This window comes from Bartonella sp. LJL80 (assembly GCF_054871565.1).
Map to the genome: position 1 here is coordinate 137,086 of NZ_JBTXLM010000006.1, position 21,310 is coordinate 158,395.

At 45.8% G+C, this 21,310-nt stretch carries 25 protein-coding genes; 20 read left to right on the top strand and 5 right to left on the bottom strand.

From position 1 onward, the window contains the following. Nucleotides 1-175: 175 nt before the first annotated feature. A complete protein-coding gene (locus ACYSNS_RS10925) occupies nt 176-1,378 on the top strand; it encodes a DUF932 domain-containing protein (RefSeq protein ID WP_461723191.1) in 1,203 nt (400 codons plus the stop codon). Between the two features lie 180 nt (nt 1,379-1,558). On the opposite strand, the gene ACYSNS_RS10930 is transcribed toward ACYSNS_RS10925, so the two are convergent. Then, nucleotides 1,559-1,843, bottom strand: coding sequence for a type II toxin-antitoxin system RelE/ParE family toxin (locus ACYSNS_RS10930; protein ID WP_461723192.1), 285 nt, complete (start codon nt 1,841-1,843; stop codon nt 1,559-1,561). After that, the gene (locus ACYSNS_RS10935) at nt 1,836-2,093 is read right to left on the bottom strand and encodes a hypothetical protein (protein ID WP_461723193.1); all 258 of its coding nucleotides are present in this window, start codon (nt 2,091-2,093) and stop codon (nt 1,836-1,838) included. Before ACYSNS_RS10935 ends, ACYSNS_RS10930 begins: the two co-directional genes overlap by 8 nt. 214 nt (nt 2,094-2,307) lie before the next feature. On the opposite strand from ACYSNS_RS10935, the gene ACYSNS_RS10940 reads away from it, so the two are divergent. After that, nucleotides 2,308-4,356 (top strand): ParB/RepB/Spo0J family partition protein, encoded by a 2,049-nt coding sequence (locus tag ACYSNS_RS10940; protein ID WP_461723194.1) that lies wholly within the window; start codon nt 2,308-2,310, stop codon nt 4,354-4,356. A gap of 226 nt (nt 4,357-4,582) precedes the next feature. Further along, entirely contained in the window at nt 4,583-5,539 is a 957-nt protein-coding gene (locus tag ACYSNS_RS10945) for a DNA cytosine methyltransferase (RefSeq protein ID WP_461723195.1), read from the top strand. Between the two features lie 8 nt (nt 5,540-5,547). On the opposite strand, the gene ACYSNS_RS10950 is transcribed toward ACYSNS_RS10945, so the two are convergent. Together ACYSNS_RS10950 and ACYSNS_RS10955 are read right to left on the bottom strand one after the other, a co-directional pair. Next, nucleotides 5,548-6,420: a NaeI family type II restriction endonuclease gene (locus tag ACYSNS_RS10950; RefSeq protein WP_461723196.1), complete on the bottom strand. Its 873-nt coding sequence runs from the start codon at nt 6,418-6,420 to the stop codon at nt 5,548-5,550. Between the two features lie 89 nt (nt 6,421-6,509). Next, a complete protein-coding gene (locus ACYSNS_RS10955; protein WP_461723197.1) occupies nt 6,510-6,941 on the bottom strand; it encodes a carboxymuconolactone decarboxylase family protein in 432 nt (143 codons plus the stop codon). Between the two features lie 194 nt (nt 6,942-7,135). Here ACYSNS_RS10955 and ACYSNS_RS10960 point away from each other — a divergent pair, with 194 nt between their 5' ends. The 17 genes from ACYSNS_RS10960 to ACYSNS_RS11040 all read left to right on the top strand — a co-directional run bounded on the left by ACYSNS_RS10960 (nt 7,136) and on the right by ACYSNS_RS11040 (nt 19,766). Beyond that, complete coding sequence (locus tag ACYSNS_RS10960) at nt 7,136-7,501, top strand: phosphoglycerate kinase (RefSeq protein ID WP_461723198.1); 366 nt, start codon at nt 7,136-7,138, stop codon at nt 7,499-7,501. 96 nt (nt 7,502-7,597) lie between these two features. After that, entirely contained in the window at nt 7,598-8,776 is a 1,179-nt protein-coding gene (locus tag ACYSNS_RS10965; protein WP_461723199.1) for a DNA polymerase III subunit beta family protein, read from the top strand. Next, nucleotides 8,773-9,513: a hypothetical protein gene (locus tag ACYSNS_RS10970; protein WP_461723200.1), complete on the top strand. Its 741-nt coding sequence runs from the start codon at nt 8,773-8,775 to the stop codon at nt 9,511-9,513. Before ACYSNS_RS10965 ends, ACYSNS_RS10970 begins: the two co-directional genes overlap by 4 nt. A gap of 89 nt (nt 9,514-9,602) precedes the next feature. Beyond that, complete coding sequence (locus tag ACYSNS_RS10975; RefSeq protein ID WP_461723201.1) at nt 9,603-9,971, top strand: DUF2958 domain-containing protein; 369 nt, start codon at nt 9,603-9,605, stop codon at nt 9,969-9,971. A gap of 33 nt (nt 9,972-10,004) precedes the next feature. Then, nucleotides 10,005-10,997, top strand: a complete 993-nt coding sequence (locus ACYSNS_RS10980) for a DUF7146 domain-containing protein (protein ID WP_461723202.1) — start codon at nt 10,005-10,007, stop codon at nt 10,995-10,997. Between the two features lie 288 nt (nt 10,998-11,285). Further along, nucleotides 11,286-12,209, top strand: coding sequence for a DUF2493 domain-containing protein (locus ACYSNS_RS10985; RefSeq protein WP_461723242.1), 924 nt, complete (start codon nt 11,286-11,288; stop codon nt 12,207-12,209). Nucleotides 12,210-12,847: 638 nt separating this feature from the next. Further along, nucleotides 12,848-13,336: a single-stranded DNA-binding protein gene (locus tag ACYSNS_RS10990; protein ID WP_461723203.1), complete on the top strand. Its 489-nt coding sequence runs from the start codon at nt 12,848-12,850 to the stop codon at nt 13,334-13,336. A 264-nt stretch (nt 13,337-13,600) separates the two neighbouring features. Then, a complete protein-coding gene (locus ACYSNS_RS10995; protein WP_461723204.1) occupies nt 13,601-13,798 on the top strand; it encodes a transcriptional regulator domain-containing protein in 198 nt (65 codons plus the stop codon). A gap of 85 nt (nt 13,799-13,883) precedes the next feature. Beyond that, the gene (locus tag ACYSNS_RS11000) at nt 13,884-14,369 is read left to right on the top strand and encodes a DUF2285 domain-containing protein (protein ID WP_461723205.1); all 486 of its coding nucleotides are present in this window, start codon (nt 13,884-13,886) and stop codon (nt 14,367-14,369) included. Nucleotides 14,370-14,486: 117 nt separating this feature from the next. After that, nucleotides 14,487-14,750: a helix-turn-helix transcriptional regulator gene (locus ACYSNS_RS11005; RefSeq protein WP_461723206.1), complete on the top strand. Its 264-nt coding sequence runs from the start codon at nt 14,487-14,489 to the stop codon at nt 14,748-14,750. Next, the gene (locus ACYSNS_RS11010; RefSeq protein WP_461723207.1) at nt 14,747-15,793 is read left to right on the top strand and encodes a replication initiator protein A; all 1,047 of its coding nucleotides are present in this window, start codon (nt 14,747-14,749) and stop codon (nt 15,791-15,793) included. The genes ACYSNS_RS11005 and ACYSNS_RS11010 overlap by 4 nt, the downstream gene beginning before the upstream one ends. Then, nucleotides 15,790-16,269, top strand: coding sequence for a DUF2840 domain-containing protein (locus tag ACYSNS_RS11015; protein ID WP_461723208.1), 480 nt, complete (start codon nt 15,790-15,792; stop codon nt 16,267-16,269). Before ACYSNS_RS11010 ends, ACYSNS_RS11015 begins: the two co-directional genes overlap by 4 nt. Beyond that, the gene (locus ACYSNS_RS11020) at nt 16,266-16,778 is read left to right on the top strand and encodes a S26 family signal peptidase (RefSeq protein WP_461723209.1); all 513 of its coding nucleotides are present in this window, start codon (nt 16,266-16,268) and stop codon (nt 16,776-16,778) included. The genes ACYSNS_RS11015 and ACYSNS_RS11020 overlap by 4 nt, the downstream gene beginning before the upstream one ends. Nucleotides 16,779-16,790: 12 nt before the next feature. After that, entirely contained in the window at nt 16,791-17,132 is a 342-nt protein-coding gene (locus ACYSNS_RS11025) for a DUF736 domain-containing protein (RefSeq protein WP_461723210.1), read from the top strand. After that, nucleotides 17,129-17,800 carry a lytic transglycosylase domain-containing protein gene (locus ACYSNS_RS11030; RefSeq protein ID WP_461723211.1) on the top strand — a complete coding sequence of 224 codons (672 nt, stop codon included), beginning with the start codon at nt 17,129-17,131 and terminating at the stop codon, nt 17,798-17,800. Before ACYSNS_RS11025 ends, ACYSNS_RS11030 begins: the two co-directional genes overlap by 4 nt. Nucleotides 17,801-17,835: 35 nt before the next feature. Continuing rightward, entirely contained in the window at nt 17,836-18,258 is a 423-nt protein-coding gene (locus ACYSNS_RS11035; protein ID WP_461723212.1) for a hypothetical protein, read from the top strand. 50 nt (nt 18,259-18,308) lie between these two features. Continuing rightward, nucleotides 18,309-19,766 carry a relaxase/mobilization nuclease domain-containing protein gene (locus ACYSNS_RS11040; protein ID WP_461723213.1) on the top strand — a complete coding sequence of 486 codons (1,458 nt, stop codon included), beginning with the start codon at nt 18,309-18,311 and terminating at the stop codon, nt 19,764-19,766. A gap of 3 nt (nt 19,767-19,769) precedes the next feature. Here ACYSNS_RS11040 and ACYSNS_RS11045 read toward each other — a convergent pair whose 3' ends face one another. Beyond that, nucleotides 19,770-21,269: an MFS transporter gene (locus ACYSNS_RS11045; protein ID WP_461723214.1), complete on the bottom strand. Its 1,500-nt coding sequence runs from the start codon at nt 21,267-21,269 to the stop codon at nt 19,770-19,772. Nucleotides 21,270-21,310 lie beyond the last annotated feature (41 nt).

Here is a 21,310-nt window from a genome sequence, read left to right on the forward strand (position 1 = left end):
AATCATAGACCATCATAATCAAGAGTATGAAAAAATATAGTTTGCTATTCTTAGAAGAGAATCTGGGTGACTTTTATAACACCGACTCATGTGTAGAGTGAAAGAGCGGGGAGTTTCCTGTGACGGGTTAAGGGTCGAGAGAGAGTTTTTCGACGCCCGTCACAAGGAGACGAACATGACCACTATTGAAATTCTTCCCCCTGAACAACAATCTGTGCCCACCAATGGATACCGTGTTGATCCACACAAAGGCAGCCATAGCCGACGTGTCAGCTCTGAATGGTTCAATCGGCCGGATGATGAGCGCTTCCTTTCCCTCGATGAGCTATTTACTACGGTGAAGCGCCGCTCCGATCATAGCGAAAGCCGGATTATTGAAAGCAAGGCGATTGTCGTTGAATCGGCCCGCAACGATCCTGAAAACCTTAGCCTGATATTGCCCGGCGGTGCTGAACCTGTTCACCCGACCCATTGGGCTTTTGGGCAATTATCGGGAATGATCGGTGCGCCTGCCACCTATATGCGCCAATTGCCAGCCCCCATTGCTGCAATCAATCTTCAATATGGTTTGGCTGTTAACCGTTCAGAACAGGTCAAGACTTTTGAAACACAGGACGGCCGCACGGAACTTCGCGCCATTACCGGCCCTGATTATGGCCGTATTCATGATGCGGAACTGATTGAAGCTGTTCAGCGCATTGCCGGCAATGGAACCGGTGACACGCGATGGAAGGTGCCTGGCGCTCTTGATTGGTCAACAGGCATCTATAATCCGAATGTCGATATCACCAAGGATACGACCACTTTATATGCCTCAGACCGTGATGTGTTCCTGTTTTTGGTTGATGATAGAAACCCGATTGAGGCAGGCAAACTGGATGATGGTTCACCTGATCTGTTTTTCCGCGGCTTTTATTGCTGGAACTCGGAGGTGGGGGCTAAAACACTTGGTGTTGCTTCCTTCTATCTGCGTGCCGTTTGCCAAAATCGCTGCCTTTGGGGCATTGAGGATTTTCAGGAAATCAAAATTCGGCACTCGAAATTCGCCGCATCCCGCTTTGCCTATGAAGCAGCACCAGCTATCGAGAATTTTGCCAATTCCTCAGCAATCCCCTTTGTAAACGGCATCAATGCCTCACGGGAGAGAATTGTCGCAAAAAATGATGATGATCGTAACGATTTTCTCAAAAAGCAGGGTTTCTCAAAAGCAGAAACCGAGAAAATCATCAAAACGATTCTGGAAGAAGAAGGCCACCCGCCAAGGTCAGTCTTTGATTTTGTCCAAGGCATTGCAGCGCATGCGCGCAGCAAAAAACATCAGGACACAAGACTGATACTTGAAGGCAAGGCTAAGAAGCTGCTTGAGAAAGCTGTCTGACCAATAAATCCAAAACCCATATAATTTCCGAGCAGTCTGACGCCTCATCACGCACTGTTCGGATTTTTTATTATACCCTGCATACTCGGATTTCCGGGCATGCAGGGTATAACCTTGTCTGGTATCGTTCGTCTTTCTCCTTTGATTTTCACTGAAAATCAAAGGCGCTCACTATAATTTCTATGTTTTCTTGAGAGGCCATTGCTGCGCGCCATGAAGAACGCGCAATACAAGCACTTCCGTGGCATCTGCCGCATAAATGACAACATATTTACCCATCACCATTTCACGGGTGCCACGAACACGACCAGTACGATACATGAAAGGATGTTCGGCCAACATTGCCAGTCTGGCGTAAAATTCTGCTTTCAAATTTTCACTGGCAGTTTCATTAAACTGCTGGATATAATCCAAAATATCAAAAAGATCATTGATCGCTTCATCGGCAATAATGACATTATGCACGTTTAGATGCTTTCAAACGCTCGTCCAGACATTCCATAGCTTGTTTGAAAGGCAGACGTGGCTTTGTGCTATTAAGCGCCTCATGCACCTTTTCACAAACATAGGCATCATAGCCTTCCGGCTCTTCCATACGTTCCTGCAACAGACTTTGCACATATTCATCCAAAGTCATTCCCGCAGCAATCGCAGCCGTTTCAGCACGATCAGCAACCGTCTTGTCAATATGAACTGCCGCAGTCTTAACCGCCATCAATCATCTCCATTTAAGGCGTAAACGCCTAAAATTGTTATCTGTTCAATTTAATATCTGCTGCCAACCAATGCAAGATATTGTTCTCATAAGTGATAGCAAGCTTCATGCCGCTTTTCTTTTGCGCATGGAGAGTAAGAGGGGGGTGAGGTTTTCATGAAGGTTTTAAGGCTGGAAGAGAGGCTTTCGGCAGCCTTCACATAGGAGAAAACCCATGACCAGACGTAAGAAAGCAGATTATGCCCAACCAATCCTGCTGCAATCAAAAATAGTTCCTTTGAATATGCTTTTTGTCAGCAACAGGAATGTCCGCCAGACGGCGACCGATGAAAATCTCGATGAATTGGGCAATGACATTATTCGCCAAGGCTTGCTTTATCCGCTTATTATCGAGGCTGAATTGGATGAAACGGGAGCAGAAACCGGCCGATATGGTGTTATTGCCGGTGGTCGGCGCTATCGCGCGCTGCAGAAAAAGGCAATTGAGAAAATCATTGCCAAGGATTATCCAGTCAAATGCGAAATGCGCGAGGCCGGATCAACCATTCTGGCCGAGGATACGTCACTAGCTGAAAACGTGCAACGCCTTGGCCTGCATCCGATTGACCAGTTTTATGCCTTCATGGCACTTATGGAAAAAGGCATGTCGGAGACAGAAATCGCAGCCGCCTATTATGTTACGGAGCTTGTCGTCAAACAGCGTATCCGTCTTGCCAAGGTTGCACCGGAAATTCTCGATGAATATCGCAACAAGAAGCTGACACTCGATCAGGTCATCGCTTTTTCTGTTTGTGATGATCATGAGCGCCAGCTTCAAGTTCTGGACTTTATCAAGGAAGCAAGTTTCGACTATCAACGAGCGCCGCACAATATCCGCTCGATGCTGATGGAAAAAACCGTCAAAATGAGTGATCCGCGGGCAAACTTTGTCGGTCTTGATGCCTATCTGGCGGCAAGCGGTCCCGTCACGAGGGACTTGTTCGGTGACGAAGACGATACCTATCTTGAAAATCCAGCGCTTCTGGAAACACTTTTTAACGAAAAACTGGAAGCGGAAGCTGCCAATCTCAAAAATCAGGGCTGGAAATGGGTAAAGCCGCTTTATGAGCGCTATAATGCCTACAGGAACACGCATCGTCGTCTGGTCGGCCATTTCCCTGAACTATCCGACGAGGAATATGCAGCCCGCCAGAAATTGTGGGATGATTTGAATACTCTGGAAGCCGAATATGAGGAATATGAGGATTATAACGAGGCGATTGAAACCCGTCTTGAAGAACTGAACGATCAGCTTGCGGCCTATGAAAATCGGCCACCTGTCTATGATGAAGAACAGAAGGCCATTTCCGGCGCTTTTGTCTATGTCAATAATGAAGGCCAGATCCATATCGATTGCGGCTATATTGATCCTGCCGATGAAGAAACCTCCGATGTTGATGATGATAATCAGGAAACAATGGAAGATATGGATGAAGATGACGATGAACCGGAAGAGGATGAGCTGGATACAAGCCTCTCCGGTCGTCTTATCACAAATCTGACACAGCACCAGACCCAAGCCTTGCGCAACAAGCTGGCAAAATACCCTGACACGGCACTTTGCCTGCTGCTGCACTGTTTTGTCAAAACAACCTTTGCCACAAACCGTTCTTATGATTCCAACCACATTCTGCAAATTACAATCAGAAATGATGCTTTGGTTTTTGGCAACGACATTTTGAAAGCGACAGCCTATGGTGCAGAGATTGAAGATCGTTTTGCCGAATATTATGAAATGTTCGACGATCTTGATGACCATCAACTATGGGCAACCTTGCAAGGCATGAGCCTTGATGAAAAGCTGACTTTGCTGACTTTCTGTATCTCTACCGGCCTCAATGTTGTTGAAGGCAAGGCAATGAGCAACAGCTATCTACAAAAGCGTCGGGAACAGAAATATGATCTTATGAATGCGCTTGATTTCAATATGCGAGAAGAAGGCTGGTTGCCGACAGCGAACAGTTATTTCTCCATGCTCAACAAAAAGCACATTCTGGATATTATCGCCGAAGTCAAAGACCCTACCACAGCCAGACATTTGAGCAGCTTCAAGAAGGATGTCATGATCCGCGAAGCCGAACGTATTACCCAGAATACTGACTGGCTGCCTTCACTTCTCTGCCGCCCCACAATTGCAAAAGCACATGAAAGCGAAGATGTGGCTGAGGCGATTGCTGACAATTTAACTGAAACGCCTGAAACCGCTCTTGAAGCAGCTGAATAAATTATAATTTCTATCAAATTTACCCACCTTCTGGTGGGTATTTTTTGTATTTGCACTCTGCGCCTATGTTTATTAGGTATCATTTATCAAAAACAAAACAGTCAAAAATTGCAAAGCGCTATTTTTGACATCGAGGCAGCCGTCAACTTACAATAAACTTGTTGATCGATGATTCTACGTGGCGATAGCGATTGAGGTTAATCCGTTTTCAGAATAGGATTACAGCATGTCTAATTTTCATTCCATCGAGATATGTGCTGGTGCTGGCGGTCAGGCCTTAGGCCTAGAAATGGCTGGATTTGACCATGAAGCATTGGTTGAAATTGAGCCACCTGCCTGTTCGACCTTGCAGCTTAACCGCCCAGATTGGAATGTTTTTGAGCAGGATCTTAAAGATTTCAATGCCTCAAACTATGAGCACATTGATCTTTTGGCTGGTGGTGTTCCCTGTCCCCCCTTTTCCAAAGCAGGCAAGCAATTAGGCGCATCCGATGAACGCGATTTATTTCCAGAGGCCATTCGTCTTGTCGATGAATGCCGCCCTCGGGCTGTTATGCTTGAGAATGTCCGCGGTTTGCTGGATGCTGTATTTCTTGATTATCGCAATAAAGTCGAGAATCAGCTTAAAAAACTTGGTTATAAGCCGGGGTGGCGTTTATTAAATGCATCTGATTATGGTGTTTCACAATTGCGCCCGCGTGTCGTTTTTGTAGCGATCCGTAATGATATTGCTGGTGAGTTTCAATGGCCAACACCTAATCAATCAGCATCTGCAACTGTCGGGGAACTCTTGATTGACCTTATGAAAGAAAAAGGTTGGCGAGGCGCTGATAAATGGAAAGCTCAAGCCAATGCCATTGCGCCAACACTTGTTGGTGGCTCTAAAAAACATGGTGGACCTGATCTTGGTCCAACAAGGGCAAAGCGCGCATGGGCAACTCTTGGTGTTGATGGCAGAGGTCTATGGGATGAAGCACCCGATAAAGACTTTGTTGGTATGCCACGCCTTACACCGCGTATGACAGCACGTATTCAGGGCTTTCCTGATGAATGGCAATTTTCAGGGCGTAAAACTGCGATGTATCGCCAAATTGGCAATGCTTTCCCGCCGCCAGTTGCTGCTGCCGTTGCCAAGAATATTATCGAAGCGCTTTCGACAAGGACGATTTATAAGGTTGCTTGAAACTATATCTAAGCGTTGTCCGGCAGTATACCTTTTTGTTTGAGGACTTTCGTTTCTTTCTCATTTTTTAAACGAATGGACATCATTTCATCGGCGGCAAGTTTTCCATAGCCGAGTTCTTTTGCCAACGGCGCGTCGTACACACCGCTGAGAATAGCAATATCTTCCAAAGCAAGTATATCCCTGGCTCCACCATTGAGTCTTAGACGCTTCATGTAATCCTTTTGATCATAGAGCAGGGCTTGAATGACGGAGCGATGTACTTTTAGGCCGACGTTCTCACGAAAAAAGCTGACAGCACGTGCCTTACCGCCTGCTATCGTTCGTAGTTCTCTAAACCTTTGGGTGTCAATATTACCCCAGTGCCCAGCTGGGTAAGAAACATTATCTAAAATCCATAAGATGTTTTCTTTACCTGTCGCGGAGATGGATTTCTTTCCATCTCTATTCGCACCTGTTGTTAAATACGCATTACGAGCAAAAATTACACCAAGCCAGCATTTTAAACTCGCTTCATTTGATCTGATTAGAATACATGGCTCTTCATCCCGATATGTTTCTGGTGGTATGGTCCATGTGCTGCGAACCGTATTTTTAACGTCCACATCCTGCCCATTGATAACGAGATCACGTAACCCTGAAGGTACATCAATCATGTCTCTGAAAACGTGTTCCAAGCGCAATCCAATGAAGGTTTTTTCTACATTGACCAATTCTTTGAAATTTGTCCTTCCGGTTCTTACTGGATCGAGCGTAGAATCAATAACCTCTCGAATTGAAATTGGAAATTCTTGCTCAATACGTTGCAGACCACCAGCTTTTGATATGACAGTATCGGCAATGGCACGTAACTGAAGGTAATCAGGATGCGAAGGATCCATTACAGTGGCCTTTTATTTAGATTTGCTATTTACAATTAAACCGAGTCGTCAATAACAAACAAATCAACCTTTTTGAAACACTGCTTATTTCACGTTTTTGCACCAATATTGAGCCGGTTCCAGAAATTGATCATGGCAATGGCATAGGTCAATTGGAGGATTTCATTTTCATCAAAATAAGCAGCAAGTTTCTGGTGAATTGCATCCAGATCGTCTTGGTTTCTGTTTAGGCAGGTCAAGGCTTCTGTCCATTCAAGGGCAATGCGTATATCTGCTGCATAGGTTTCAGTTTCCGACCACACCGGCAACATATTGATCTTATCCATATCAACATGATCTATAACAGCTTCCTTGATATGCGATTTCAGACAATGTGCGCAGCCATTGATCTGTGATGCCCTGATTTTGACCAGATGCAGTAATTCACGATCCAATCCACCATTGGCAATCATGCGATCCAGTTCAAAGGCCGATTTGAAATATTCCGGCTGCAACTGGCGAACGTCAAACCTCCTGACCATCGGTCAATCCTCCCATTGATATGTTGAAGAACAGGTGTTGTTGGCATGCCCGACTACAAGCATCTGCCTGCAATGGATGAAATGCAAATCAATCATGGGCTTCCAGAGCCAGAGTTTGGTGGGGAAGTGGTGAGGATTGAGGGGCAAGAGAAGCCCTGAAAACCTCATAATCCAACCTATCAAGGAGAAACATCATGGGACTGGATATGTATGCTTTCAGCACAATGCACAAACCCAATATGGATTTCGGCTTTCATTCAAACAATGACGATATTGAATTCCATTATTGGCGCAAGCATCCAAACCTGCATGGCTGGATGGAAAACCTCTATCGCCAGAAAGGCGGCGAAGAATCCTTCAATACAATATGCCTGCTTTTGACAATCGAAGATATTAAACGGCTGGAACAAGATATTCGCAACAATAAACTTCCCACCACATCCGGCTTTTTCTTTGGCGAGACCGATGGCAGTGAATTTGACGATGACCTGCAATTTATCAAAGATGCTAAAGAACTAATCAATGCAGGCAAATCGGTCTATTATTATTCCTGGTGGTAGCGGCCTGCCAGATTACTCTCTCGACACTTCCAACCAACTAAACTCCGTTGTCACATCATGAACAGCGGAGCATTTCCATTTGAAAGGACTATGATCATGTCTGCATTAGCCAAACTAAAACCCGAATGCTGTACAGCGCGGTTTTCATTTCCGGTGCTTTATGATTGCGTACAAAAACTTTCCAAAATTTGCATAAAAACAGCGGCGGCCGATTATCTGAAAAGCATTTTCATACGCGCTGCCAATGGACAAGCGCAGCTTAGCACCACGGATACAACACATATCATGACCATCCGCCTCGATTGTGAAATCTCTGATAATTTTGCCTGCCTGATCGAGACAGAAAACCTCAAAAAACTGCTCGATAAATTCAAAAAAGCGCAGCATGTTACGCTGGGCATTATCGACAACAGCGTTATTGCCTCACTTGGCGGCATCAATGTTACCATACAGGCAATTACCGACCCTGAACAATTCCCGAAGGAACCACATTATTTTGAAACCGGACTAGATGAAGCCGCATCCTTTATGATCGATGCAGAGACTATTAGTAAAGCCTTTTCCAAACTACAGACCTGCATTGATCCCAAGCTCAAACGCGACATTCTGGAAGGCGTTTATTTCCATCCCGCAAACGATCAGCAGTTGGCTTTTGTAGCAACTGACGGATGGGTAATGGGCGTTTATGAAATCGCTATGCCAGAAGGTGCCAGTGCAATCCTGCATGATAATCTGATGATCCCCTTGGCCTCGATCAAGCTGTTTCTGTCTTTATTCCACAATGAGAAAGGACAAATCAGAATTGCCCTGACGGATAAGGGTATCGGTTTTTACACACAACGTTTTAGTCTGAAATCGGAAGTCAATAATTATGCCACTGTATCTTATGACCAGATTTATAATCGTGATTTTGACAAATCGGTGCGCATTTACAGCAAAGCTCTCAAAGAAACTTTCGATCATGTCACGATTGTCGCCAATGAAAAGAAGCCTTTTGTTACCATCCATTTCAGCCCAGACAAATTTATTGTCACATGGAAAAATGACAATGGCACCGAGATCACTACGGAAGGTTTTGCCGAAACCGATATTGATTTTACCATCAAATTCTATCGTGATCGCTTGTTCAGGGTAATCAACCACATTCCGGCAGTTGCGCTTATATCTTTCACCGAAGACACAGCACCCATAAGAATCCGCGATGTTGATGATGACTGTATCACCTATTTCGTCATGCCTTATATCGAACCTAGAACGAAGGAGGCAGCAAAATGACCGATACTGTCTATGCCGAACTCAATATCGGCGGACCCCTTAAAACAATCAAACAGGCACAAGATCTGATTGATCTTTTGGCAAAAGAAAAATGGACCAAACCTGTCGATTCGACCAACATTTTTTCCGAATATGATTTGAAGGAATATATTCTTGAAATAATCCAGAAAGAGCAACGCCTTTATCTGGCACATGATAATGCAGAAAATGGCGAATTTCCCGATATTGATCGCTTTGTAGCCCAAGATAACTCGCTCTGTTGCTCAACATTCTATCAAGCCGGAGAAACATTTCCTTCCGGTTTCAATACCTATCTGCTTGACGGATCACACCATGCCTGTGATGCCTATGATGGTGATGCTTTTATCCCGATTAGCTGGCTAGAGGCTGAATTGTCAGACTGCAAAACAAATAATGAAAAACAGCAGAAAGTTGATGACATTCTGCATAGCTGCCATATCCAATCCGGCCAGACCTTGCCGCCATTGGAAGCATTAACTGACATTATTGAATGGCTGCAGCAGGAAATAAACAATTACAAACCGCATCTCTATAACATTTATCGGGTGATACGCGAGGAAGAACACTATAGTGTTGAAGCCCGCTCTCCCTATGAAGCCTTGGAAAAGCTGGAAAGCGGCGAAGCCATTTACAAAGGCGGCGATACTGTTGGTATTCTCGATATGACCATTATCGATCAAACAACCGGCAAAAATGTAACGCCTAACAATCCGTAACTATACCAATTTCCAATCATTCAGCAGGGCGGCCATGTTTATCATTGGTTGCCCTGTTTGCTTTATTCTTCAAAATATGGAGAAATCCAATGATACCCTATATTCGACTGCGCAACTGCGTTGACAGGCTGCTTGCCGATGCAGCCAGGAACGAAACCATTGATCCATCCAATATCATTCCCAAGGTCGCGCTTAAAATGATCGGTACTGAGGCCAATATACTGATCACCGAGCGCGACAGCAATGAACCTGATCTTTATCACGGCCTGTTTGATCTTGGTCTTGGTTTTGCAAAAATCGGCGCGTTTTCGCTACGTGAAATCTATGGCCTTGCCAGCAACGAGCATATGATCATAACGGTTGAACCCATTTACACAGATCACACACTCGATTATTATCGGCAATGCTCCGAAGCAGAAGCATGTCATTGGAACCCGAACAAAACGAGGTTACAATGACATGCTCTTTCTATTTCCGATATTGCCTATGAATTGGCCGACCGTACTGAGGAATTTTGCCGACAATATCTTTCAAATGGCAAAAAAAACGGCAATTACTGGATTGTCGGCGATATAAACAATTCACCCGGCCAATCCATGTATGTACGCCTTCATGCGACCCATAACGGAGCCGCAGGCAAATGGAATGACAGCGCCACCGGCGAGCATGGCGATCTTCTGGATATTATCAGAGAAAGTCTAGGCCTTGTCGATATGGGAGATATCTTGCGCGAGGCGAGAGACTTCTTGTCACTTCCAGCATATAACAGCCAAAACCCCCATATTGTACCGAATACATTAGCCAAAGAACCGACAAAGCGGCAATCTGTTGAGAAGCTCTGGTCACTGTCAATCCCGATACGCGATACCTTGGCTGAAACCTATCTGCAAAAACGCGGCATCTATCTTGACAATGAGCCGCATTATTTGAGATTCCATCCCAAATGCTATTTCAAGACAGCAAACGGGACATTCCATCACCTTCCGGCCATGATCGGCGCTTTGACCGACAATTGCCGCCAGATAACCGGCTTGCATCGCACCTTCCTCAACTCGATCAATGCCAAAAAGGCTTCAATCAGCGATCCTCGCAAGGCTATGGGTGATCTTGTCGGCTCGTCTATCCGTTTTGGTACAGTCAACCGCATCCAGCTTGTCGGCGAAGGCATTGAGACCGTGCTATCATTGCATGTCCTTTTGCCGCAATTTACCGCTCATGCCGCCTGCTCATCATCCCATCTGCCATCCATTCCCCTTGATCCATCCTTGCGGCGGCTCTATATCGCGCATGATAACGATGCTGCCGGCGATGAAGCCACAAGACGACTGATTGACCGCGCCTCAGAGGCCGGTATAGAGACAGTCGTGCTTCTTCCCAAAAACAACGACTTCAATGATGACCTGCAAGCACATGGTCCAGAATACTTGCGTGCAAGGCTTGCCCACATGCTTCATCCAAACGACCGGCAATATCTGGACACCTGACAAAGGGCCGGCAAGAACACGATTAACGGCTGGCATCCAGATAAAGCCGCCCTTTATCCTTCCAGATTTGACACGCGAATACGGGCTTTGATGGCGGGCATTGGCACGGACAGCCCGTCCGGTCAATGCCTGCCAGCCGACTATTTTCCGCCGGCTTGCGCCTTTGCATCGCGAAACAAAATAGCCGTCCGTCAGGCATCACGTCTTGCGGATGACCGGTCGGCCATGTCCGTGCTGGTCAATGCCTGCAAAGCCCGCATGTCGCGGGCAAAAGGAAAGGACTATAAAATGACAACTTTGAAGGATACCACCAACACCGAATTCGGTTCTGCAACGGCCTATGCCATTAACGAGCTGCAGATATATGGCTATCGACCGTTTGTTGATGAAGCCGATCCGCGGCCCTTGCCCGAAGTTACCCGTATCAAGGAAGCTGTTGCCGACATCTTTGATGCTCTTGTCGCGACTTTTGAGGAAACACGACTGGAACCCGATCTTCCGGCTCTGCTCTGGTCAACTGTCAATTGCTTCCATCTTGCCGTCAGCCGCGCAGAGCGTGATCTCGACAAGAACGAGATTTCGCAAAAGATCAGCTCGCAAGAGCAGGATGGCTCGGAAGTCAAATCGGTTGAGCTGGAACGCTTGACCGCCGAAGGCCTATCAATGGTTGAACGGCGCAATGTCATGGAGATATTGCGCGATATTGCGGCAGAAGCCTATGAATTCCATATCGGCAATGCCTGGCTGCCACGCAGTTCGTCACTTGTTTCGCACAAGAACATGACCGCAGCCATCATTGACAGCCGTGACTTCATCGCCGCTCGCAAGCAGAGTGAACAGCAGATATTCATTCCGCACGGCACAAAAATCGCTCTTTCCGGCGGCGTTGACTTTAATGACCATCACCGTATCTGGAACATCCTTGACAAACTCCAGATCAAATATCCCGATCTTGTCCTGCTGCATGGTGGTTCGCAGAAAGGTGCGGAGCATATTGCCAAGTTATGGGCGAGAAACCGCAATATTCCGCAAATCGAATTCCTGCCGGACTGGAAACACGACAATCGTGCCGCACCATTCCGGCGCAATGACAAGATGCTGGCTCAATTGCCTGTCGGCTGCATCATCTTTCAAGGCTCGGGCATCCAGAATAATCTTGCCGACAAAGCGCGCAAGCTCGGCATCAAAGTATGGAAAGTTGGTGGCGCGTAAGCGCCATCATTTTTCTTTTTCCCACCCACCCAGCGGAATTATGGCGGCAAAATTAGCGTTTCCATGCGATTGGTCGGCACCCTTTCACAAACAACACTTATTTTGTCAAAAGGGAAAGTCATTCAAGGCCGTCTTGAAACGCTTCCATCTCCTTCTTTGCAAGCCCCGGGTGCAAATATCCCTGACAAGGATAGTGCCATTATCATTCTATCTCTTGCTATCCATCCATGATGCGGTTTGTGAAACGAACCGGCAACACTCATTGTCCATTTTCATAATGGTTGGCATTTTCTAGCCATTTCTTGAAATAGACACCGCACCATTTGGCTTTGGTCACATAGTCCTCGTTCATCACGTTCAATGGCCTTGATAGGCCGGTATGAAGAGACAAGGGTTATGAAAGTTCATGACTGCCATCCCGTTGATGCGCATTTTACGGCCGGGCTTTGCCACGATATTGCATCCTTCAATAGAATCCAATTGTCTGTCATTTAAATCTCATTTCCCAATCAAAAAGCATTCCCTTCGATGCTTAGACCTAAATCTTCCCTTCACCAATGCCAATCCGCTTCGTTACGCGACCGTGTTGCCGCTGCGCGGCTGCCCGCACCACTCGCTGACTCCGGGATACCTTGCCCATGGCAAGTGACATTGTTGCCGGTGAGATTTTTCACGGTCTTATCGATGGAAATGGCCTTTCGATCAGAAAAATAGGAGATTTTAAAATGACTAACATCGTATTTCTTGAAGGCAATATCGGTCAAAACCCTGAAAGCCGTAATTCACGCAACGGAATGACAATCACAAACTTCACCCTTGCCACTTCCGAACCGGTCTATAAGGAAGGCCATCTTGAACGTGACGAAAAGGGCTATGCCGTAACCAAAACCGAATGGCACCGGATTGTCTGCTTCAAGAAACAGGCTGAAAATGTTGCCAAACATTGTGAAAAAGGGACAAGAGTTATCGTTACCGGCTCGATCCACTACACCACATGGCTGGATAACAAGGGACAGAAACGCTATGGCACTGAAATCCTTGCCAGAGATATCCGCTTCCTGGGAGCTTTCGCAAAAAAGGAAGAAGAAGCCCCTCAAGTCGATCTTGATGACGAAATTCCCTTCTGACAAAACAGGCGGCGTCTACCAAGGACGCCGCCCACTCTTTTGCATGTTCACGCTTATTTTGCCGCCGATGGCGCGGCCGGCAATACTTGCCAGCCGCGCCACCATTCCGCCCCTAATTCTATAATAAACCGACCGTCAGTCACTAAAAATTTAAAAGTGTCATTAAACTTGAATTAGAAAGTCATCATTTTAACAAATATTTAAATCCGGTTGCAAATAATAATCCAACATAACAAGAGGATGGAACAAAACCGGGAGGTTCAAATGAAGCCCGAGATTATAGATTGGCATAAATCATCCAGCTACCAATTTCTTATTGACTATAATGCAGATGATTTTGCCTGGGAGTTTTTAAGGCGCAATCACAATTATCAATCTTTATATGAGAAATGGAAATCAGCCTTTTTAAGTTTCCAGTTTCTCGAGACGGATAATATCTGGGGGTTGGATTTTCGCGGCTAATCCGTGGCAATCATCTTATGAACAACCAATTTTTTGGCAGCCTGATCTGGATACCACAACCGTTCAGATGATCCCTGCTGCTCCTATGTCTTTCATTCCAAAAGAGCATTGCATCTATCTTTATTACCGCCAAATCAACCATATGCGCAAACGCAATGACCATTGGGATCTGATCCTCAATCGCGAGCAACATCACTTACGCATTGCTTGCTATGGCTCCGATGACTTCATCGAAACACCCTTGCTAACTGCCCTTGGCAATGACCCGGACCGACTCACCGGACATCATCGCCTCCTATGTGCGATCAACGGCTATAGAATTCCACCCGATCAAAGACTGACCAAAATGCAGAAACTACGCCTGATCAAGATGTTGCAGGCCGTGGATTCGCAATCAGGCGTAGCCAGCACTCGTGAAATAGCGACAGCTATATTCGGGGAACAAATGATTGCAGGAACCCATTGGAAAACATCGTCAGTGCGCATCAAAACATTGAATTTATTGCAAGACGGCCTGCGAATGGTCAATGGCGGTTATAAAAATCTGCTGCGACAGAACCGCAAAAAATAAACAGCATATTAACAAGGGGGTGTAATTTTTAGGTACCCCCCAAAATATTACACCCTCTGCCAGCAATAAATCAGACACAATTCTTGCAGTTCCAAATTTGCCCAAGGAATTGCAAAAATGAATACGCCATCTTTTAAATTTCCACCGCAATATATGAGCACGCCTCAAGCTGCCCATTATCTCGGTGTCTCGCCACGCACACTTGAAAAATACCGTATCACCGGCCAAGGCCCGCTTTTTTACAAAATCGGTCGTCGTGTTGTTTACACGATCGAAGATCTGGAAGTCTGGATAAGCCAGCCGCATTTGCGCACTGCCGAGTATCAGGCGAGCCAAAAAGAAGGTGCTGAAATCTGTGCAATAGCGGATCAAAAATCATGAAATCACCCTCATATTTGCCGCGTGATTTGCAAGATTTGATGGCCTATCCATTCTTTTCCCTGTCGAAAAACAAGCGCATTGAACCTATAGAATACCAGTCCGGCAATGTGTTTTTACGTGTTGAAGCCGTCAATCAATATGGGCTTGCCACGATATGGGATGCCGATATTCTTATCTGGGCAATCACCCAAATTGTGACAGCAAAAAACAAAGGTTTGATCGCACAAAAGCGCTATCACGCAAGCGGCTATGAGATACTAAAATTCATTGAGCGTGATATTGGTCAAAGCGGTTACAAAAGATTAAAGGCGTCATTAAACCGGCTGCAATCCACCACTATCTCCACTTCAATCCGGCAAAAAAATAACCGCTATGCACACCGCTTTTCTTGGATCAATGAATGGCACGAAAAGACTGATCACCGAGGCAAACCGATTGGATTGGAAATCATTTTTCCTGATTGGTTATTTAACGGTGCCAATGATGAAACCCTCGTTTTAACCCTTCACCCTGGTTATTTTTCCATCCGCAGCGGCTATGAAAGATGGCTTTATCGGCTCATCAGAAAGCATGTCGGCAAGAATGGATGGGCGTTTGAATTCCGTCATCTTTATCCCAAATCGGCAAGTCTCGCGCCTTTCAAAAAATTTGTCTTTGAATTGCGCAGGATTATCGCAAACCAGCCATTTCCAGAGTATCAACTTTCAGAACGCGCGAACCGTATCGGTGAACCTGTTTTAAGTTTTGCACATGCCTGTGGAAAAGCTGAGAACGGTATCGGGCTATCGGGAACCCGAACTATCGGGCTATCAGGAACCCTTTTATCGGGCTATCGGGAACCAAAACACCACTTAAATTCATGTAAACAAAAAGAAATTCGCTCCCTTAACTATCTAACTAACAGAGAATCTAACTTATTATTCAAAAAACCCTTTGTGGATAAACACAAACCGAAGGCGATCAAACCACCACAAGATCCCGTCAAGAAAAAGGTTTTGAAAGGCCATGCCCTTGTTCGCCTGAATAGGAGGACAAAATCATGACCAAAACAAATCAGTTGCCGCTCACCCTGGTTGACCTGATCTGGATCGAAGGCAAGATCGAGCATTGGCTTAAATTTGCCAATACGGTCTATGAACATCGAACAGACAAGAACCGCCGAACTGTCGGATTAAATCCCAATGAGGTTTTTGCCTTTGTCCGCTGGTCGGCCAATGATTACGGTACAGTCGTTTCAAGGCTCGACATCGTGCAAAGCGTTGATCGTGAGGAAAAGTACCAGACAATCCCCTTCGTGCGTCCTGGCGGCCTTCTATTGCTCAAAACAAACGGTCTCAACAATGTCCACTACGTTTTAGACCTCATAACCGAAATCGAACGCTCTGGCATCAATGCTACCGAAGTCTCCCCCGACTACTGGCGGCATGTCCATGCGCGACTCCTTGTCCACTCCAAACCGCATATCTACACGACAGAACAACATCAGGCGTGGCTTAAACGTAAAAAGGTTGGGCTATGACACTGCGCAATATAAGCCTATGGATGCTTTTAGCCATCATCTTGCTTTTCCTACCGGCACTGATCGCCATGCCGATCAAGCTGATCTGGAATGCCTCGGCAAGCCAACCAATCGGCCTTTATTGGATTACTGCCCACGATCGCTTGGCGATTGGTGATCTTGTTATTGCCAAGCCATCCGCAGAGCTTGGCCTCTATATGTCAGAGCGCCACTATCTTGATAAAGATGTTCCCTTGCTTAAGACAATTGCTGCGGTTTCAGGACAAACAATTTGTCGTCAAAACAACCTCATTTCAATTGACGGAAAAGCTGTCGCCCAAGCACTGGAAAGAGACAAAAAGCAACAGCTTTTACCTGTTTGGCAAGGTTGCCAGACACTCAAGCCAGAGCAAATTTTTTTACTCAATACCTCCGTCAATGACAGTTTTGACGGACGCTATTTCGGGCCGCTGCCGGTCAAGACCATTATCGGCAAAGCGGTTCCGTTATTCACTCCACCAACTCAATGAAAGGAAAAAACAATGCAAAAGATTGGCACTTTTACCAAGATTGATAATCACTTTGACGGCTATATCAGATCTTTGCTGATCGATTGTGGCTGTTCATTTGAGGCCACCGAACAAATGAATGATCATGCTGCAGCCTATCGCCTTGTCCTCACCGAAAGCCCTGACATAACCATCGGCTATGCGTGGCACAGGAAAGGGAAGAATGCCGGTGACTATCTGTCTGTTCAAGTCAGCTCGCCCGTATTGAGCCATAGCATCAAGGCCTTTCTATTTCAGGATCAGTCCGACAACAACACATGGAGCCTGCTTTGGAACAAGCCGGGCAGAAAAACACAAATGGAAGAAAGCGAATGAAACAGACTTTAAATCTTGCAAGGACAGCGGCAACAGCCGCCGCCTTTTTCTTTCTTTCCGGCCCACTTATTGCCGCCGAAATTGCTCCAAATCCTGAAAAACATACACAGCTTTTCATTCACAAACCGTATGAAAAACATATCAATGAAGCCGCGAAACGCTTTCTTTTATCGCAACAAATCATCAAGGCTGTCATCACTGTCGAGAGCGGATGGAACCCTAAAGCTGTGTCACCTGCTGGCGCTATGGGGCTGATGCAAATCATGCCCGATACCTATGCAGAGTTGAAACAACAATATGGTTTGCGCAAAAATGCCTTTGATCCGCATGACAATATCATTGCCGGTTCAGGCTATCTCAAACAGATGTATTTGCAATTTGGCAAAAAGGGTTATCTCGCCGCTTACAATGCAGGCCCCGGACGTTATCAAAGCCATTTGAAAGGTCGCGCCTTGCCTGCCGAAACCCGCGCATATGTTGCCAAGGTTGAAGCGGTTCTGGACGGAAAATCACCAACAATAAAGGTTGAGAAAAAAGCCAATTGGCGCGCTTCAACATTATTTGCAAGCAGGGAAAACAAAGGTCAATTCAGGTTGGAAACGGCCGATTTTAAGATGGCTAAAGCCGATATAAATGACAGACTTTTTGTGTCGGTCAGTACGCGTTGAACAGTCTTTGAGAAACCTAAAAAACAAGAGCCGGTATGTCTGATTATGAGCTTGTTTTGGAAGGGCAAGATAAAAAGGCATACATCAATAGTCTTCAACCTATTGATATATATGCGGGTTTTGTTTTCGGTCGATATGGGCTTGGTACCAGTTTTTTAAACTTATCGTTATTTTACAATAAGTTAGTTGGAACCAAAATAATCTTTTACCGCAGGATTTATATCAAATGTCTGAACAAAATCAAGAATTTAACATTAAAATGGGCAAGACAAAATCAGCACGTCCTGCAAAAGCACAAACTTACTTGCAAAAAATCCTCCAAGCAGCCAATGCCACCGGATTTAAATCCGGAAGATTCAAAGGCAGATCAATTGCGACACGATCAAAGAATAATTTTGGCAGAGGCAATTCATCCTTTGGAAAATATCGCCTATTTACACCTCATAGGCGCGTCATAATAAAGGCACGTATTATCAAACATGCTGGGCAAAAATTTCGTGCAAAGTCCATGTCAGTTTACATGAACTATCTTAAACGGGATGGCGTGACAAAAGATGGTGAAAAGGCCCATTGTTTTGACGCTGAACATGACCTTGCAGATGATCTGGAATTTTCCAAATCTTGTGAAGATGATCGCCATCATTTCCGTTTCATTGTCTCGCCAGAAGATATGACAGAACTGCAAGACACGAAAGCCTTTACACGTGATCTGATGAAACAGATGGAAGCCGATCTCCATACCAGTCTGGAATGGAAGGCGATTGAACATTGGAACACGGATAATCCGCATATTCATGTTGTTGTTCGTGGCAAAGCTGATAATAGCAAGGATCTGGTGATTGCCCGCGACTATATCAGTCACGGCTTTCGATCTCGCGCCGAGGAACTTGTTTCTATCGAGCTTGGCCCAAAACCGGAGCATGAAATCGAAAAAGCCCTGCAGCGCGAAGTCACAGCAGAAAGATGGACAAAACTGGATCGGGAACTGATGGGAGTTGCCGATGAAATGAATGCTGTTGATCTGAGACTTTCAACTCAAAATGAATATGGCATGAAACGGCGCAATCTGATGATTGGCCGATTGCAGCATCTTGGAAAAATGTCATTGGCTGAAAATATCGGCCCATCACAATGGATGATAAAACCCGATGCGGAAGCTACTTTGCGAAGTCTTGCAATCCGCGGTGATATTATCAAAACCATGCATATAGCACTATCAAACCAGAACCGGGAATTTGAGATCAACAACACACCCAAACCAGTCATTGGCAGGCTTGTCGAAAAAGGGCTTCATGACGAATTAACCGGGGAAGCCTATGCAGTTATTGATGGCGTCGATGGCAAAGCCCATTACGTCCGTTTTCCCAATATCAATGTGTTTGAACACGCCCCTCAAAGTGGCGGCATTGTTGAGCTGCGACCTTTGGAAAATGCAAAGTCCAAAACACCAACCATGATCATGTCATTGCGATCAGATTTTGACCTCAGCCAGCAAATCAAAGCCGAAGGCGCAACCTGGCTTGATCATCGCCTTGTCGAGCACGACCCGATGAAAATTTCTAACAAAGGTTTTGGCAAGGAAGTCATTCAGTCCAAAAAACTCCGGCTGGAATTTTTGCAGCAACAAGGACTTGCCGAAATTAAAAACAAACGCCTGCAACCGGTACCCAATTTAATCAGCAATCTCAAAGAAAAAGAGATCAGCAATCTTGCAAAAAAGATCGAGGCCGAAACTGGCCTAAAATATCAAAAAAACAAACAGGGTGAAACAGTGAAAGGCATTTATAAACGCCGGTTTTCTCTCATGTCTGGCCGCTACGCTATGCTGGATAATGGCCTTGGTTTTCAGCTTGTACCTTGGGCACCTTCAATCGAGCGGCAAAAAAAGCGCATGATCCAAGGCATGGTTAGAAAAACAGGTGGTATTGATTGGAATATTCAGAAAAATCGTTCTTTATATTTATAAATTTCATCTCCGAATTACCTGTTCTGGATGAAATTTATGCTCATCACTTTTATGAACAACCAACATTAAAACAACAACGATCAGGCAGCTCAGACCACCCAATATCATCGCCCAATGAAAACCGCTTTCCATCGCTGCGGTGAGTGAAGGCTCAAGCTGCGGTTCAATATCATGCTGCTGCACAGCTTGGACTGCGATTGCACCGGCATTGTCAAAGCCGCTAGTCTGCAGGCTGCTTTCCAGAACAGATATGGCGCGGCTGCTCATGATGGTACCGAGAAAGGCAACACCAATCGTCATACCGGCTTGGCGCAGGGCATTGAGCATAGCCGAGACAGAGCCTGATTGTGCTGGTGGCGAGATACTCATTATAGCTACACCTGTTCCAGGAACCGTCATACCTGCGCCAACACCAATAAAAGCAAATAGGATCGCAATCTGCCAATAGGGCGTTTGGCTGCCCAGAATAAACATCGAACACATGACAATTCCGATAAGACTATAGCCAATCAGATTGAGATGGCGCACCGAGAGCCATAGGCTCAATCGGCCAAACAGCATGGATACAAGACCGGTCATGGCAAATAGTGGCAACATCCGCCAACCCGCTTGCGTCGCTGTCCATGATTGAATCTGCTGCAGATAAATCGAGAAGAAAAACAGGCAGGCATAATAGGAAAAGCCAAGCACAAAAGAAGCAAGGTTTAAAACACTGAACTCGCCCTGTTTACACAAGGACAAGGGCAGAAGCGGCTGTTTGACACGCATCTCAATGATGGCAAAAAGGATAAAACCAATCACCGCGACAATTAACGAAACAATCGGAATAAAACCGCTAAAGCCGTAAGAGCCAGCCTCAATCATGCCATAAGTCAAAGCACCAAGAGCGATAATGCTGATAAACTGGCCTAAAGGATCACGCGCCGCATCATCTGGATATTTATGCTCAGGTATTCCCCATAGTCCCAAAACAATAGCAATCAGGCAAAGCGGGATATTCATCAGGAAAATGCTTTTCCAGCCCATTGTCGCAATCAAAATGCCGCCAATAATCGGCCCGAGAATAAGAGCCAATGCCGAAAAAGCCGACCAGCCGCCAATGACATGGGCCTGTTTTTCCGGTTCGGGAAAAGCATGGGTCAGAATCGGCATGGCACCCGATATCAACAGGCTTGCTGATATACCCTGTATGGCACGACCAATCAGCAACATTGAAAAGGATGACGCCAGACCGCATAAAGCAGAGCCGATGGTAAAGATCACCGCGCCGATCAGCCAAGCGCGCCTATGGCCTTGCCTGTCGGCGATAGGGCCAGCCGAAAGCATAAATGCTGACAAACAAAGCGCATAGGCATTGACCACCCATTGCAGACCGGCAATATCTGTCTGCAATTCAGTTTGCAATGTCGGAAGCGCTACGCTGACAATGCTGATGCTGAGCGAGGCAAGGAAGGTTCCAAGATAAGCAGCGGCAGCAGCTGCATAACGCTGTGTTGATGACATGATAAATATCCTTTAATATACTTCACGTAACTTGCCTCATG